The 16,969-nt window shown below is 45.1% G+C and carries 14 protein-coding genes; 5 read left to right on the forward strand and 9 right to left on the reverse strand.

Annotated elements, in window-relative coordinates; all coding sequences use genetic code 11:
- Nucleotides 1–49: 49 nt before the first annotated feature.
- From SIO70_RS33120 to SIO70_RS33145, 6 genes are all read right to left on the reverse strand, one after another.
- Entirely contained in the window at nucleotides 50–3,445 is a 3,396-nt protein-coding gene (locus SIO70_RS33120; RefSeq protein ID WP_320578216.1) for a ThuA domain-containing protein, read from the reverse strand.
- 51 nt (nucleotides 3,446–3,496) lie between these two features.
- Nucleotides 3,497–4,264 (reverse strand): ThuA domain-containing protein, encoded by a 768-nt coding sequence (locus tag SIO70_RS33125; protein ID WP_320578218.1) that lies wholly within the window; start codon nucleotides 4,262–4,264, stop codon nucleotides 3,497–3,499.
- A gap of 5 nt (nucleotides 4,265–4,269) precedes the next feature.
- Nucleotides 4,270–4,974 (reverse strand): DUF1080 domain-containing protein, encoded by a 705-nt coding sequence (locus SIO70_RS33130; protein WP_320578220.1) that lies wholly within the window; start codon nucleotides 4,972–4,974, stop codon nucleotides 4,270–4,272.
- A 159-nt stretch (nucleotides 4,975–5,133) separates the two neighbouring features.
- Nucleotides 5,134–5,547 (reverse strand): c-type cytochrome, encoded by a 414-nt coding sequence (locus tag SIO70_RS33135; RefSeq protein ID WP_320578221.1) that lies wholly within the window; start codon nucleotides 5,545–5,547, stop codon nucleotides 5,134–5,136.
- A gap of 104 nt (nucleotides 5,548–5,651) precedes the next feature.
- Complete coding sequence (locus SIO70_RS33140) at nucleotides 5,652–6,707, reverse strand: sugar phosphate isomerase/epimerase (protein WP_320578223.1); 1,056 nt, start codon at nucleotides 6,705–6,707, stop codon at nucleotides 5,652–5,654.
- A gap of 6 nt (nucleotides 6,708–6,713) precedes the next feature.
- Entirely contained in the window at nucleotides 6,714–7,877 is a 1,164-nt protein-coding gene (locus SIO70_RS33145; protein WP_320578225.1) for a Gfo/Idh/MocA family oxidoreductase, read from the reverse strand.
- Nucleotides 7,878–8,504: 627 nt separating this feature from the next.
- On the opposite strand from SIO70_RS33145, the gene SIO70_RS33150 reads away from it, so the two are divergent.
- Both SIO70_RS33150 and secA read left to right on the forward strand, forming a co-directional pair.
- Nucleotides 8,505–9,128, forward strand: a complete 624-nt coding sequence (locus SIO70_RS33150) for a DUF4253 domain-containing protein (RefSeq protein WP_320578226.1) — start codon at nucleotides 8,505–8,507, stop codon at nucleotides 9,126–9,128.
- Between the two features lie 217 nt (nucleotides 9,129–9,345).
- Nucleotides 9,346–12,690 (forward strand): preprotein translocase subunit SecA, encoded by a 3,345-nt coding sequence (gene secA / locus SIO70_RS33155; RefSeq protein ID WP_320578228.1) that lies wholly within the window; start codon nucleotides 9,346–9,348, stop codon nucleotides 12,688–12,690.
- A 66-nt stretch (nucleotides 12,691–12,756) separates the two neighbouring features.
- Here the strand turns inward: secA and SIO70_RS33160 are convergent, their stop codons facing one another.
- Together SIO70_RS33160 and SIO70_RS33165 are read right to left on the reverse strand one after the other, a co-directional pair.
- Nucleotides 12,757–13,386, reverse strand: a complete 630-nt coding sequence (locus tag SIO70_RS33160; protein ID WP_320578230.1) for a hypothetical protein — start codon at nucleotides 13,384–13,386, stop codon at nucleotides 12,757–12,759.
- Nucleotides 13,379–13,591: a hypothetical protein gene (locus SIO70_RS33165; RefSeq protein WP_320578232.1), complete on the reverse strand. Its 213-nt coding sequence runs from the start codon at nucleotides 13,589–13,591 to the stop codon at nucleotides 13,379–13,381. The genes SIO70_RS33160 and SIO70_RS33165 overlap by 8 nt, the downstream gene beginning before the upstream one ends.
- A gap of 184 nt (nucleotides 13,592–13,775) precedes the next feature.
- On the opposite strand from SIO70_RS33165, the gene deoC reads away from it, so the two are divergent.
- The 3 genes from deoC to SIO70_RS33180 are packed head-to-tail and all read left to right on the forward strand — an operon-like array spanning nucleotide 13,776 to nucleotide 16,103.
- Nucleotides 13,776–14,468: a deoxyribose-phosphate aldolase gene (gene deoC, locus SIO70_RS33170; protein ID WP_320578234.1), complete on the forward strand. Its 693-nt coding sequence runs from the start codon at nucleotides 13,776–13,778 to the stop codon at nucleotides 14,466–14,468.
- 29 nt (nucleotides 14,469–14,497) lie between these two features.
- A complete protein-coding gene (locus tag SIO70_RS33175) occupies nucleotides 14,498–14,944 on the forward strand; it encodes an SPOR domain-containing protein (RefSeq protein WP_320578236.1) in 447 nt (148 codons plus the stop codon).
- Nucleotides 14,928–16,103 (forward strand): M20 family metallopeptidase, encoded by a 1,176-nt coding sequence (locus SIO70_RS33180; RefSeq protein ID WP_320578238.1) that lies wholly within the window; start codon nucleotides 14,928–14,930, stop codon nucleotides 16,101–16,103. The genes SIO70_RS33175 and SIO70_RS33180 overlap by 17 nt, the downstream gene beginning before the upstream one ends.
- Before the next feature lie 174 nt (nucleotides 16,104–16,277).
- Here SIO70_RS33180 and SIO70_RS33185 read toward each other — a convergent pair whose 3' ends face one another.
- A complete protein-coding gene (locus SIO70_RS33185) occupies nucleotides 16,278–16,964 on the reverse strand; it encodes a hypothetical protein (RefSeq protein ID WP_320578240.1) in 687 nt (228 codons plus the stop codon).
- Nucleotides 16,965–16,969: the final 5 nt, after the last annotated feature.

The raw sequence follows: 16,969 nt of genomic DNA on the forward strand, positions 1-16,969 counted from the left end.
CGGTGATCACCGCAGGCCGTTGCTTTTTATTTCGATAATAAGTTGCTATTTATTTCGATAATAATTCAAATCTACTAATCCCCAACGACGTCTTCTCCCCTGCATCTACCGCCGTAATCTTTATATACAGATGATGCAACTTGCCATCAGCTACCGGTGCAAAGTTGATCGTAGCTGTATTAGGTGCTTTTACTTTAGCACCCGGCCCTATTACCACCTCGCCTAACTTAGTACCACTCTCTTTATCCAGGAACAACTGCACATTATATCCATACTGCAAAGACTCCTGTGAATAGTAGCTGATTCCCACACCCGTTACACCCGTCAGATCCAGGTTATTATAACTTACCCAGCTGTTCGCGGTAGGGATCAGGAACTTGATGTCATTTGCTTCAAACGTAGTTACACCAAAAGACTGATCATAATTAGCAGCTACCAGTTTAGGGCTCTTCAGCATGGCTGTAGCCGTACCCGTTAGCGGACGAATATTTGGACCTCCCTGGTCTGTATAACTGGCTACCAGGTACAACACACCATTATCATTCTCCGGCTTACCTGCTGTTGGAGACACAGTTCCTTTCTGTGGCAACGAAGCGGGTGCTTTGTTATCTCCACTCTGCGACATCACATAATCTGCCAGTTGATGCGCTTCTCCTGATGTGAGTGTTGGATGCGCAGACATCGCCGTTTCGCCCCATACGCCACCACCACCTTTGATGATCTTATTCGCCAGATAATCTTTCGCATTCGGATCCTCTTTATATTTCTCTGCTACCTGCTTAAAGGATGGACCGATCGATTTTTCATCCAGCTTATGACAGGTCTTACAATCGCCTGATTCAAACAGGTTCTTACCTGCTATCACCCCTGTGATGATCTGATGCCCCTGCTGAGGAATCGCCGCCTGATCGCTACCTTCCATATATTCTGCATGGATGTACATGTTCTCAGGTTTGATATTGTTAGCATCTTCCTTATCACTTACCTGTACATCATAAGCTACCTGTTTGCCTGAGAAGTAGAAAGTTTTATTACCCGTGATATTGATCTTTACTTCCGGGGTCTCATTACCTGCGTACAACGCAATGCCTTCACTACGGGTACTGGTACCTTTATCATCCAGCACTTCTACTGATACTGCATATTCACCAGCTACAGCATACGTTACTTCTGTTTCCGGTTCTTTCGTTTCTTTTTTATTACCATTACCCAGGTACCAGATGTAAGTAAGCGGATCATGGTCAGGATCAGAAGATCCTTTCGCAGTCAGTTTCACTTTGAATGGTAAACCACCAGACAGTTTGTTCGCCTGGATCTTCGCTACTGGCGCACGGTTGCCACCATTAAAGTCAATTCTTGCCAACCCTGCATCTTTGTTCTTACTAAACCAGCCATTACCATATTCCAATACATACAGTCGGCCATCAGGTCCCATTTCCATATCAATGATCGCATTGAATTTGGTATGCGGCATGAATGGTTCTGTCTTGGAAAGATTGCCATCTTTATCAAAAGTCACCGCTTTGATCCAGCCTCTTACCCAATCGTAAATAAAGAACTTACCACTGTAGTAATCAGGGAAACGTGTCTCCTGAGGGTAATACTCATTGTAAAACACAGGTCCTGCCATGGCATTACGCCCACCACTACCCATAGATGGGAAGTCAGGAGATTTATCGTACGGATACCAGATCATTGCTGGTGTAGCAGGTGGTAAATCTCTGATACCGGTATTATTACGTGAATCATTCACAGGTTTTGCAGGATCAAATGCAGCACCTGCTTTTCCTGTTTCGTAATCGTAGCGATGGTAAGCATAGTTATTACCCACGAACATCGGGTAACCATAGTTACCCGGCTTCTTCGCCTGGTTAATTTCATCATACCCTCTTGGACCACGCTCCGGATCATCGTTGTTTGCATCAGGTCCTACTTCACCCCAATACACATACCCCGTTTTACGATCCACAGAAATACGGTAAGGGTTACGGGTACCCATTGCATAAATTTCAGGACGGGTCTTTGGTGTTCCCTTCTTAAAGAGGTTTCCTTCAGGAATGGAATAAGTACCATCCGGATTGATCTTCAAACGAAGGATCTTTCCTCTCAGATCATTTGTATTGGCTGATGTACGACGGCCATCATAATTCAGGTGACCCGGCCGATCATCCAACGGCCCATATCCTTTTGATACATACTGCTGGCCTGGTTCATCGAATGGTGTGGAGTTATCACCTGTGGACAGGTACAGTAAATGATCAGGGCCAAAGGCGATAGAACCACCTGTATGACAACAGATATTACGCTGTGAGTACAGCTGCAACACAATCTTCTCCGAAGTCGAATCGATCTGACCGTTTTCAAATGTAAAACGACTCAACCTGTTCACTGAGGTGTCAACAGGGGAGTAATAAATATATACATAATGGTTAGTAGCAAAATCAGGATCCGCACTGATACCCAGTACCCCTTCTTCTGCGTTCACATTCGGTACTTCTGTTTTGTAGTACACCCTTAAATAACCAGCCTGCGTCAACTTATGCGCCTGCTGATTAAAGTACATGATCTCACCTCTGCGCTGTGCAATGAGGATATTCAGATCAGGCAGAATCGTCATCTCAGTAGGTTCGAAGAACTCACCGGATACCAGGGTATTCTTGGTAAAGCGATCTTCTTCCGGCACTCTCAGGGTAGTGGCCAGGTTATAATCCAGTACCTGATTTTTGCCAATGGCATATTTAATACCACTCAGCAACAATTTCAGCACATTCTCTTCTTTATAAGCAGCGTCTGTATGCCCGAGTTCTGTGTAGAACGCACGGCCACCGTCATAATCGTGGAACCAGCTTATAGGATGATTGTCTCCATTCTTCCCCCCTTCATACGTCTTCTCATCCACCGTCATAATAACTTTGATATTGGGACTGATCTTTTTGAAGTTATACCATTCGTCTTCATGTTCCCATTTATCGGGCAACTGACCAAAGGACTTATCTTTTACAATCAGTGTGGCTTTGTGTGTACCAGCAGGATGACTGTCAAAGTAAGCACCCGCCAGTCCTCCATACCAACCCCACTCATATTCAGTATCCGTAGCAGCATGTACACCTACATACCCCCCACCGGATTGAATATATCTTTCAAAATCTGCTTCCTGGTAATTGTTCAGTACATCGCCGGTAGTGTTCAGGAAGATGACAGCAGCATATTTCTGCAAAGTATCTTCTACGAACATGTCGGCATTAGTGGTAGTGTCTACATCGAATCCATTTTCTTTCCCTAATTTTTCAATCGCCGCAATGCCGGCAGGAATAGAGGCGTGGTGGAATCCGGCAGTTCTCGAGAATACCAGCACCCTGGGATTACCGGGTCTGATCTTTGACTGGCAACCGGAAAGGATAATTCCGAAAAGCGCAGCCAGGTAAATAGCATACCTCAATCGCATGATAGTTGTTTTCGTGAAAAAAGCCCCCATTTCAGGGGGCTTTCTATATGATTAGTAAAAGGTTCCTGCCGTGCTAGCGGTAGCGGCTTTCAAGCCCATCACATATCTCAGTCCGCCCAGTACATGCCGCATGTACATCTTATCGCTATACGATTCTTTAGTATGCCCCAGCTCTGTATAAAAAGCTCTGCCTCCATCGAAATCATGATACCATGCCATGGGGTGGTTATCGCCGTTCTTACCGCCTTTGTAACTGCTCTCATCTATTTTGATGAGCACATGTACATCGGGGTTCAGATCTTTAAAATTGTACCACTCATCCCACCTGGACCATTTATCGCCCAGGTGACGGGTGGCGTCGTTATTCTTGTCTACTACCTGCAGGGTAGCCTGCTGTTGTGCCGGATGACTGGTGAACCAGGCTCCTACCAGCTTATTGTACCATGGCCAGTCATACTCCGTATCAGTTGCAGCATGAATGCCCATGAAACCACCGCCTTTGTGAATATATTTTTCCATAGCGACCTGTTGCTTGTCATCCAGCACATTGCCTGTCGTATTTAAGAACAACACTGCCGCATACTTCTTTAGATTCTTGTATTCAAATGCACTGGCGTCTTCCGTGGTGTCCACATCAAATCCATTGTCCTGTCCCAGCTTGATGAAAGCAACTTTAGCAACAGGAATACAATCATGACGAAAGCCCATCGTTTTCGAAAAAACCAGCAGGCGTGGACGATCCGCGGCTATCAACCGGGTCATAGGATACAACATCAACAGTGCGGTGGCACATACAATGCCAACAAACAGTTTTTTCATATTTATTAGAGTGTTTTGATCTTGAGACTGCGGTAGCTCACTACATTGCCATGATCCTGCAGGGCGATGTGACCTTTCGCATATTTCATAAAACCTTCCCAGGTTTTAAACTTACTATTCGCTAACAGCTCCTTCCATTCGTCGCTGCCAATCGTGGTTTCAATGGTTTTAGTGCCATTGAGCCAGAAGGTAAGATGGCCGTCCTTTTTCAGGATGCGTGCTTTGTTCCACTCTCCTACTGGTTTTGCAGCCTCTTTGGTTGATTTCTTCAAATCATACAGATCGCCTGAATTATGTTTAGGATATTTACCATCCGGATGACGGGCATCGTCCAGCACCTGCATTTCAGCACCTGTCAGATAGGTAGCACCATATTTCGGATCTTCATGTACGCTGAAGATCAGGCCACTGTTGCCACCTTCAGAGATCTTCCATTCGTAGGTAAAATCGTAGTTTTCATATTCATCGTTGGTAACGAGGTCGCCACCACCTTTCTTCACAGCAGTATCGAGTACAAATGCGCCATCAGTTACCTTCCACCTGTCAGTAGCAGTGGATTGCAGATAAGAGTGCCAGCCTGTAGTCGTCTTGCCATCAAATAATAATTTCCAGCCGTCCTTTTGTTCCTTTGCAGTTAAAGTATTGGGTTGTTGCGCGAAAACAGCGACCGACGAGAGACTGAGCGCCAAAACGGGAATGAGCAATTTCATATGATGAATGGATTTGTTTGGGTTTGGAATTTTAGCAAAGCGGATTACGAAAGAATCAATCAACGTAGTATACAATGGTTCCGAAGTTCACCCACAGAATGACATAGTTGAGACCCGTAAATTTATTGCATCCGTAATCCGCTACGGATAATTATTTGACTACTTTAAAGACAGAATGTACTTCACCATTTCTTTGGCATCGTCTTTCGATACATTCGGGTGTGCCTGCATGGGAACTTCGCCCCAATGACCGCTACCACCAGAGATGATTTTGTCAGCCAGCATTTCGATGTTTGCCTCAGAGGCTTCATATTTGGCAGCTACTTCTTTGTAAGCAGGGCCTACCACTTTCATATCTACTTTGTGGCATGTCAGACAGTCCGACTGTGCAATCAGACCTGCGCCTTTCGAAGCTGCTGCTTCCGCTGCACCTTGCTTTACCATTGAGTTATCAACAGGCGCTTCGCTGCTGCTTGTTGATGTGTCTTTCTTCTCGCTGCTGTTATCGCTACCACCACATGAGGCTAAGAAAAATGCACTTAATACGAATGGTGCCAGATAACGCATTCTCATTTTAGATTCCATTTTATAAGTCCTATTTCAGATTATGACAAATACAGATTGTGTAATATAAGCAACCTTATAATTTAAATACGATAATTATGATGAAAAGCGCCTTATTCCAGACCGAGTACCTTTCTGTTCAGACTTTCGTCCGCGCCTGCACTGGCAAAATCGTCGAACGCCTTTTCTGTCACACGAATAATGTGATCTTTGATGAACGGTGCACCCTCTCTCGCACCATCTTCCGGATGCTTCAGGCAGCACTCCCATTCCATCACCGCCCAACCTGAAAAATCATATTGCGTGAGCTTACTGAACACGGCTTTAAAATCAACCTGACCATCACCCAGTGAACGGAATCTACCCGGACGATCTACCCAACCCTGGTAACCGCCATATACACCGGAACGACCAGTAGGATTGAATTCTGCATCTTTCACATGGAACATTTTGATCTTTTCATGATAGATGTCGATATATTCCAGGTAGTCGAGACATTGTAATACAAAATGACTTGGGTCGTATAGCAAACAGGCACGTTTATGATTACCAGTCGCTTCCAGGAAACGTTCGTAAGTAACGCCATCATGCAGATCTTCACCGGGGTGAATTTCATAACAGACGTCTACGCCATTCTCTTCAAATTCATTGAGGATCGGCAACCAACGATTCGCCAGTTCTTTAAACCCGGTTTCAACGAGGCCAGCAGGGCGCTGTGGCCATGGATACACCGTATGCCAGAGCAATGCACCACTGAAAGTAGCATGCGCATCGAGGCCCAGGTTACGACTTGCTTTTGCAGCATATTTCAGTTGCTGCACCGCCCATTCAGTACGTGCAGCAGGTTTACCTCTTTTGTCAGCAGGTGCAAATGCATCGAACAGATCGCTGAATGCAGGATGCACAGCTACCAGTTGTCCCTGCAGGTGAGTAGAGAGTTCAGTGATTTCCAAACCGGTAGATTGCACTAATCCTTTGATCTCATCAGCATACGTTTTGCTTTCAGCAGCCTTTTGCAGATCGAAGATATTTGGATCGGAAGTAGGGATCTGCACGCCTTTAAAACCTAAGCCTGCCGCCCATTTACAGATGCTCTCCAATGAATTGAAAGGGGCAGTGTCACCCAGGAACTGCGCCAGAAATATACCGGGTCCTTTGATAGTTTTCATAATAGATCAGATTTCAAATTTTGTCCATTTTTCGTTGCTTTGTCCTGATTTCACGACGTTCTCAATGAAGGCCATGCCTCTTACGCCATCATCCACACCTGGAAAATCGAGTGCCTCAGGTGCAGGTGTTTCACCATTTAATTTAGCCAGCAGCGTGAGTGCGAAGTTGCGATACAGGTTGCCAAAGGCTTCGAGGTAACCTTCCGGATGTCCGCCGGGAGTGCGGGTATTGTGGATGGCAAAACTACTTTGCAGGGCGCCATAGTTATTACCAGCGCGATAAATTTCAGTAGGTTTATCCAGCCATTTTACCAGCAGGGTATTAGGTTCCATCTGTGACCATTCGATACCGCCTTTTTCACCATATACCCTGATGGTGAGATTATTTTCTTCACCAGCCGCCACCTGGGAAGCAATGAGCACACCAGAAGCACCATTATCGAATTTCAACAATACCCCACCGTCGTCATCCAGTGCACGACCGGGAACTACGATATTGAGATCAGCACACAGTTTGTCTATTTTCAGTCCACTGATATACTCGGCCAGATTGGCAGCGTGGGTACCGATATCGCCCATACAACCTGCTTTACCAGAGCGGCTGGGGTCTGTACGCCAGGCAGCACCTTTACTATCTTTTTCAGAGAAAGTGCTGAGCCACCCCTGTGGATATTCAACATAGACTTTTCTGATCTTGCCAAATACACCGTTTTTTACCATTTGCTTCGCCTGTTTTACCATAGGGTAACCAGTGTAAGTGTGGGTGAGCAGGAGGGAGAGGCCGGTAGCTTCCACCTTTGCTTTCAGTTGTTTGGCTTCTTCGAGGGTAAATGTGATGGGTTTGTCGATGGCTACATGAAAACCTTTTTCCAGCGCGAGCATAGCTGGTTCAAAGTGCACGTGATTGGGCGTAACAATGGCAATAAAATCCAGTTTTTCATCAGCCGGTTTGTTCGCTTCTGCCTCCAGCATCGTCTTATAGTCAGGATAAGTCCTGTCAGGGTGGAGGAACAACATTTCGCCGGAGGCTTTAGAGAGTTCAGGGTCAGAGCTGAAAGCACCTGCTTTCAATTCAATCAGTCCATCCATGTTCGCTGCAATTCTATGAATAGCACCGATGAAGGCATTCTTACCGCCCCCAATCATTCCCATTCTTAACTTACGGTTCATTGGCAAATACTTTTTGTTCTTTATGATAGGTTTGAGTTGTTTTTCACTACCCGCAGCATGTAACGGGGGGTTTGTGCACGTGATATTATCTCATAACGTCGTTGCTTCACAGCTTTTAAATGTAGAAAACTCCGGGGAAATTTCTATATGAAATTTATTAATTGCCTGAAATAGGAGGATTTTTATTGACTCTATACGCTACTTGTATTATAAAAGTATTATAGTAAAAATGAAAGAAAAATATGAGTAAGAAGGATAGAATGGTTTAACATACAAATGTTTATATAAAAAGAAAGAGCCTGATAAGACTATCCGGCTCTTGTTTACTATCCTATGAAAACCCTAATAATGTAAAGGTAGACTGTTGTAACAAATGAAGGTGTTAAACGGTCGTTAATAATATCTTTTTTTTAAAGTGTACTTTTTACAGCTTATTCTAATTGAAACCAGGAGGATATAGATGAAGGAATTGATTATATGGTGGTAAAAAATAGATTTTTGAGTAAAGCAACCAGGTCAATTATTTGCTTAAAATATTGATTATTAGCCATTTTAATAATTCGATTTCGACCCAGGGTTGTCCGGTTATACTCATTTTTGTACATTGAGAACTATATAATAATACCTATGAGCAAAGTTCTTTTATCCTTTGCGGCTGTCACCCTCCTTTTTTCCTGCACTTACTTTGGAAAAGAGGTACCCATCAGTGAACAGGATCGTGCTTTGGCGGATTCCCTGCATTTTGACCGGAGCGCTATTTCCGCCATCCGGTCACTTACTACGGCACCGTTACATACCCTTGGAGAAGATGCAGGGGTAGAGTTTGAGTATAACCCCAAGCCAGAGAAATACGAGCGGATCCGCAAAAAACTGAGGTCTGCCGGCTATCTCCTCTTTAAATCTGAAGAAAATTACGGGAACCTTCCTGACCAATATGCCGTGATCAAATCCAATGATCAGTTTGACATCATCCGGTTAAAATGCACGGCTGCTCCTAATTACGACATCTCCAATGATAGTTTACTATTCAGACTGCACGACTGGCACAATCGATACTCCCTGGAGATCCTTGGAGCAGGTAGCGACTGGTTTGAGGCCAGAATAGCGCATATCCCACCCGCAGACCTCGATGCCTTTGCCAGGGAAATACATAATTTTTGTCCGGATATTGCTGAGGAAGGTGTTGGAAACGTGGAAGATCTCGTCCAGGAGCTAAAAGACACAAAGACTCTGTACCTCTGGTGGGATTAAAATTTATTTTTTCTGGTTTAACTGTCATCCTACGGCATTACAGCTTCACTATGTGCAAATAATTCCTAATTTTACGGGCCTTGCGCGAAACCCGGATAGCTGACACCTTGTCACCGGTTGCTTTCCAAGCATAATATTTGGGTAAGGAAACAGAAATGGAACATAGGCATCCTATGGCCCTACAACTATTTTAACAATCATTCGTAATAAACTAGACATGTTAGGTTTTTTAACAAAACTTTTTGGCGGGCATAAATCGGAGAGAGACATCAACACGATCATGCCTTTAGTGAAAAGGATCAACGAGGAGTATGAAAAACTGCAATCCCTGCCTGTAGACCAGCTGCGTAACAAAACGCAGGATTTTCGCCAACGGATCAAAGCCCATTTGTCGAAGATTGACGGAGTAATTGCCGAGAAACAGACTGAAGCTGAACAGACTGAAGAAGTAACCGCTAAGGATACCATCTATCAGGAAGTGGATAAGCTGAAGAAAGACAGAGATAAACAAATCGAAGAAATACTGAAGGAAATTTTGCCTGAAGCATTTGCGGTTGTAAAAGCAACTGCATATCTCTTCACCAATAATCCTACTATTACTGCAACCGCCACTCCGCTGGACCGGGACCTAGCAGTAAGTAAGGATTACCTGACCATTGAAGGTGACAAAGTGACGTGGAAGAATACCTGGACTGCCGCTGGTAGTCAGGTAACATGGAACATGGTTCACTATGACGTACAGCTCATAGGTGGTATCGTACTCCATGAAGGTAAGATCTCCGAAATGGCTACGGGTGAAGGTAAAACCCTCGTATCTACCCTGCCTGCTTATCTGAACGCATTGGCTGGCGAAGGTGTTCACATCGTAACGGTGAACGATTACCTCGCTCGTCGTGACTCTGAGTGGAATGGTCCTATCTTCGAATTCCTGGGTATCACTGTAGATTGTATCGACAAGCACCAGCCAAACACTGCTGATCGTCGTGCTGCCTACCTCGCTGACCTTACCTATGGTACTAACAACGAATTTGGTTTTGACTACCTGCGTGACAACATGGTGCATACACCAGACGAAATGGTGCAACGTAAGCACCACTTTGCAATGGTGGATGAGGTGGATAGCGTATTGGTGGATGACGCCCGTACCCCACTCATCATCTCTGGTCCGGTTCCCCGTGGTGAAGACCAGGAGTTCCATGTACTGAAACCCCGCATCCAACGACTGATCGATGCACAACGCGCAGCTACTTCCCAGTACCTGCTCGAAGCAAAGAAACTGATTGCTGAAGGTAAAGACGATCCTAAAACAGGTGGTCTGGCCCTGATGCGTGCATGGCGCGGTTTGCCTAAAAGCAGCTCGCTGATCAAGTACCTGAGCGAACCAGGTATTAAAGTATTATTACAGAAAGCTGAAAACTACTACATCGCCGACCAACAGCGCGAAATGCCTAAGGTAGACGAAGAACTGTACTTCAGCATCGACGAAAAGAACAACACTGTAGACCTGACAGATAAAGGTATTCACCTGATCACTCAATCCGGTGAAGATCCAAACTTCTTCATCATGCCTGATGTCGGCTCTGAGATCGCTGATCTCGAAAAGCAGGAACTGACAGCTGATGAGAAATTACATCGTAAAGAAGCCCTGCTGAAGGACTTCGCACAGAAATCTGATCGTATCCACTCCGTACAGCAATTGCTGAAAGCATACACCCTCTTCGATAAAGATGTGGAGTATGTAGTAATGGATGGAAAAGTGAAGATCGTAGATGAACAAACAGGTCGTATCCTGGATGGCCGTCGTTATTCTGACGGTCTGCACCAGGCAATCGAAGCGAAAGAAAACGTAAAAGTGGAAGCTGCTACGCAAACATTCGCTACCGTTACCCTGCAGAACTACTTCCGTATGTATCACAAACTGGCAGGTATGACCGGTACAGCGGTGACAGAAGCAGGTGAGTTCTGGGAAATCTACAAACTGGATGTTGTTACCATTCCAACTAACCTCCCAATTACCCGTAAGGATAATGAGGACCTGGTATACAAAACCAAACGCGATAAATACAGGGCAGTCATCGAAGAAGTGAAGAAACTGCAGAACGAAGGACGCCCTGTACTGGTAGGTACTACCTCCGTAGAGGTATCCGAGTTGCTGAGTAAGATGCTCACTTTCGAAAAAGTGCCACACAATGTATTGAACGCAAAACAACACGCCCGTGAAGCACAAATCGTAGCAGAAGCTGGTCTGAAAGGTGCTGTGACCATCGCTACCAACATGGCAGGTCGTGGTACGGATATCAAACTCGGCCCCGGTGTGAAAGATGCAGGTGGTCTGGCTATCATTGGTACTGAACGCCATGAAAGCCGTCGTGTTGACCGTCAGTTGCGTGGTCGTGCCGGTCGTCAGGGAGATCCGGGTACTTCACAGTTCTTTGTATCTCTGGAAGATGACCTGATGCGTATGTTCGGTTCTGACCGTATCGCTGGTCTGATGGACCGCATGGGTTATAAAGAAGGCGAAGTGATTCAGCATAGCATGATCACCCGTTCTATCGAAAGAGCACAGAAGAAAGTAGAAGAAAATAACTTCGGTATCCGTAAGCGCCTGTTGGAATATGATGACGTGATGAACAAACAACGTACTGTGATCTATGCTAAGCGTAATCACGCCTTGTTTGGTGAGCGTCTGGCTATCGATGTGGACAATGCATTCTATGATGTAGCTGAAAACCTGGCAACGACACATAAAGATACCGGCGACCTGGAAGCACTGAAACTGGATATCATCCTCAACTTCGCGATCGATATCGATATCACGCAGGAAGAGCTGACGAAAGGTGATGTAAACCAACTGGCATCTAAACTGTACCACGCTGCGAAAGAAAACTACCAGCGCAAAGTACAGGAGATCGCACAGAATACATTGCCAGTAATCAAACAGATCTATGAAGAACAGGGTCACCATGTAGAAAATATCTCTATTCCATTTACTGATTTCGTGAAGAGAGGGGTGAATGTAATGGCGAACCTGCAGAAAGTAGTAGATACCAATGGGTATGAAACGATCAACTCACTGGAACGTAATATCACCCTGTCATTGATCGATGATGCGTGGAAAGAGCACCTGCGTGCGATGGATGACCTGAAACAATCCGTACAGAGTGCGGTGTGGGAACAAAAAGATCCATTGTTGATTTATAAGTTCGAAGCGTTTAACCTGTTTAAAGAGGTGACTGCAGAGACAAGTAAAGAGATAGTATCTTTCCTGTGTAAATGTGGTATTCCTGTGCAGGATGATGGTGGTCGTCCACAACAGCAACAGCGCCAGCAGGCACCTCCGCCAATCAGGGAGGCACGTGAGCAGAAGACGGATATGAGTAAGCTGAAGGCGACACACCAGGATTTTGAGACTACCAATGGACATGAGGCGCAGGAGTATGCTACGAATGCAGAGCCGATAAAACAGGATCCTGTGAAGGTGGGGCCTAAGGTAGGAAGGAATGATCCTTGTCCTTGTGGAAGTGGTAAGAAGTATAAGCAATGTCATGGGAAGGATTTGTAGTCCTTGCCTGATGAAAATAGTAAAGGGTGTCTCAGCTGAGGCACCCTTTGTTTTTTATACAAAGGATTACGCAGCTAGAATAGAGGAAGGTTTGAGGCGGGGACGGAAGAAGGCGAGGATACTATTAGGGTTACGAACGCAGATCTGGATATGGTTTTTGAGTTTTATAGCGGCACCGGGGAAAGCAGGAGCACCTTCAAGAAAAGCACAGCGAACGGTGTCGTAAGTGTCTCTTGTTACAAATCCATATTTCTGGCGTTCTATCTCCTGTTCAATACTCATTTCTCTGTGCATTTGTTCAATTACTGCACAATCCAATTTTCGAAGCAGTTTATCCTTATGTGGATCAGATTTAACGTCTTCATTATGTGGCATATTATCTAATCTTTTACTCAAATTCACATAATACGCTGCTAATTGCTCCGTATATTTTGAATTCAGAAAATCACAACAATTGCCTGGATGAATAAGTGCACCTAACACTGCTGGTTGCTTGATTTTTCCTTGCTTTTGTTTTTCAAGCGCCCATTGACAGGCTCTTTCTAAATTATTCTCCCAGAAATACATACCATTCCCTAACCAATCATAGGAATTTTTATTAAAATGGAACTCTCTGGGATTATTCACCAAACGCTGGCAGGTTTCCTCATCGCATCCATGGAAACCCAGAATTAAATGATGTCTGTTATCATACATAAAAACACTGATTTAAATTATCCCATTTTAAAAATTGGAAATCTTCATACTCAGGCGTGTACTGCCCGTTTTCATCACAGATACCCATCTCCATCAGGTAACGGATATTTTCCTCCCGGGTGGCCTTCTTAGCTCTTTCCAATGCATTTCTTGCCGTCTCCCGTGCTTTCTCCAATTGGTACTCTTGCGAAAAAATGTTAATCATACTTTCTGTTTTAATAATGAACAATAATTTACCCCACAAATTTACCCCCTTCCCCTCTCCCAGCCTAGCTTTCCACGATCCATTTTTGTTCATTCTGCATAAACCTTTTCTCACCTCAACCATTCCCGTTCATTCCTGACAATCCTACAATTTTCCCTACCTTCGCACCCGAAAACCACTCGCTATGCAGCTGAACAAATACATCGACCACACGGTCCTCAAACCTACCACCACCCTCGAAGACATCAAAAACCTCTGCATGGAAGCCGTTGAATACGACTTCGCCGCAGTATGCGTCCCTCCACCCTTCGTAAAACTTGCCAAAACCTTCACCAGCAGCACCACCACCAAAGTAGCCACCGTCATCGGCTTCCCCTTCGGCTACTCGGCCATCGAAGCCAAACTCGCCGAACTCGTCCTCGCCATCGTTGACGGAGCCAACGAAGTCGACATGGTCGCCAACCTCCTCGCCATCCGTAACAAAGACTGGGACTATATCGAAAAAGAAATCAACAACATCATGGCCGTCATCCGCAGCCAACAACATAAAGTCATCCTGAAAGTCATCATAGAAAGTGGCATATTATTGGAAGAAGAGATCATAAAATGCTGTGAGATCTACGCGAAATACGGCGTTGACTATGTCAAAACATCCACCGGATACGCCGAAAAAGGCGCCTCCGTCGAAGCGGTAAAACTGATGCGGGCACATCTGCCACAAAATATTCAGATAAAAGCTTCAGGTGGAGTTCGTACATTTGCCTTCGCCCAGGAGCTAATCGCTGCCGGCGCCACCAGATTGGGTACTTCCAGCGGCGTGGCTCTCATGAAAGAGGCTAAAGGGGAGGCGATTACCGGCACCACCGGTGCTTATTAACCATACCCCAATCCTCTAAACGACTGAACATGAAACACATAATCATATTATTATCCGGGTTACTGATCGGAACCCTCGCTTCCGCTCAGGACAATACCCTCACCGCTGCCAATACCGGCGGCGTGAAAGTGGTAAAAGACAGCCGGCTCGACCTGCTGATCAAAAAACAGATCTATATCAATACCCTCGCTATCCGTAACCAACCAGGTTTCAGGGTTCAGGTCATCTCTACCAACAAGAGAAATGAAGCGACCGAAATAAAAGCGAAGGTCATGCAACTCTACCCTGACTACCGTACTTACCTGGACTACCAGGCACCTTATTTCAAAGTACGCATAGGTGATTTCAAAACCAGGGATGAAGCTGCGGACCTGAGAGAAAAATTGTCATCCAGCTTCACTGGCGGCGTATTCGTAGTGCCTGCCACCATTAATCTACAACCAGAGAAAGAGGCAGGGAATGAAGAATCGTATTAAGCAACTCGCGCACCAATACGCGCCTGAGTTCATTGCTATCAGAAGACATATTCACGCTCATCCCGAACTGTCCTTCCAGGAATTTGAAACGTCAAAGTACATTCAGCAACAACTGGATGCATTCGGTGTGAAATATACTCCCGGCATTGCCGGTACCGGTATTGTGGCCATCATCGAAGGGAAAAACCCTTCTAAAAAGACCATCGCTCTCCGTGCCGATATCGATGCCCTCCCCATCACAGAAGCGAACGATGTACCTTATAAGTCATTGAACTCCGGTATCATGCATGCCTGTGGTCATGATGTACATACTACCTGCGTGCTCGGTGCTACCCGCATCCTGCAGGAGCTGAAAGATGAGTTTGAAGGCACCATCAAGGTCCTGTTCCAGCCTGGTGAAGAAAAACACCCGGGTGGTGCAAGTCTCATGATCAAAGATGGCGCACTGGAAAACCCACGTCCCGATGCCATCCTCGGTATGCACGTACAACCTTCTATGGAAGCCGGATTACTGGGTTTCCGTGCAGGTCAGTACATGGCCAGTGCCGATGAGATCTATATCACTATCAAAGGCAAAGGGGGCCACGCTGCCCAACCTCACCTCACTACCGATACCATTCTTGTGGCATCACATCTGGTTGTTAGCTTACAACAGGTGATCAGCCGGAATAATAATCCTTTCTCTCCTTCTGTACTCAGTATCTGTGCATTCAACGGCGGATATACGACCAACGTGATCCCCAGCGAAGTAAAACTGATGGGTACATTCAGAGCGATGGATGAAACCTGGCGTTTTAAAGCCCATGAGATCATCAAAAAACAGGCGACTGAACTGGCACATGCCATGGGTGCAGAGATTGAAATTGATATACTGGTAGGTTATCCCTGCCTGTATAACAATGAGGAAGTAACCAGCCGCGCCAGAACAAAGGCAGAAGAGTATCTTGGACAAGACAATGTTCAGGATACCGAAGTGAGAATGGGTGCTGAAGACTTCGCATTTTATAGCCAGATTATTCCAGCCTGCTTCTTCAGATTAGGTACAGGAAATGTGGAAAAAGGTATCACATCAGGTGTACATACACCTACATTTGATATCGATGAACGTGCAATTGAAACCGGCATCGGTGCCATGGCTTATCTCGCTACGCAGCTATAAAAGATGGCCTGTTTCGCTACGCAGGTTTTAAAATGGCCTCCTGGTCTAAAAACATTATGAGCCCGCTCAATAGCGGGCTCTTTTTACATAGTTTTGCTTATATCAAAATCGATTATCAAATCTTTTTTTCAAACTTCACTAACACTCTAATTTCTTTCAACCCTCACTCACCCTTTAATTCCTCTTAAACTGCGTTAGCTGTGACAATCCAATCTCATCCACCTTCAATGCACGCATACTATCTGCTTTAACACTGAAATTCTTTACAGTCACATCCTGCAGATAAACACTCCCATACCAACCCAACTGCACATTCATCGTATCAAAATTGCCCCGTTCACGCGTCGATACTTTATTATTTTTCCCTCCGTTATAAGTGAAATTTTCAATTTCCACCCCCGACATTTCCACATAACAATCATCCAATCCCGTTACTTCCAGTGATGGTTGTTTTAAAGTGGCAATTTCCACATGCAAACTGTCTTTTGCTAACCTGATATATGGTACAGACTTACAATACACTGAGATGCCATCCCCCTCACCTGGCAGGATGTATAAAGTATCTCCTACCTGTTTATAATAATTTGAAGGCACCTCACTCTCCCCTCCCAAATTCCCTATGCGGTTTTCTTTATCATACATGATCCGTACATTATTTGTATTGATCACAATCGCCTTGAACGGTTGTAAAACAGTCATCTGTGCAACCTCGGCATTATCTCCCTTTTTCGGGAACCTTAACACCGTCCCATCTCCATTTATCCCCTTCTTAAAATATGCCCATAATACCACATCTGATGCCAGCACCAACAACAATACGATGCCAACAAAAAAGAGTAACAATTTTATACTGGTCTTCATTTTTG

The sequence above is a fragment of the Chitinophaga sancti genome (assembly GCF_034087045.1).
Lineage (GTDB): Bacteria > Bacteroidota > Bacteroidia > Chitinophagales > Chitinophagaceae > Chitinophaga > Chitinophaga sancti_B.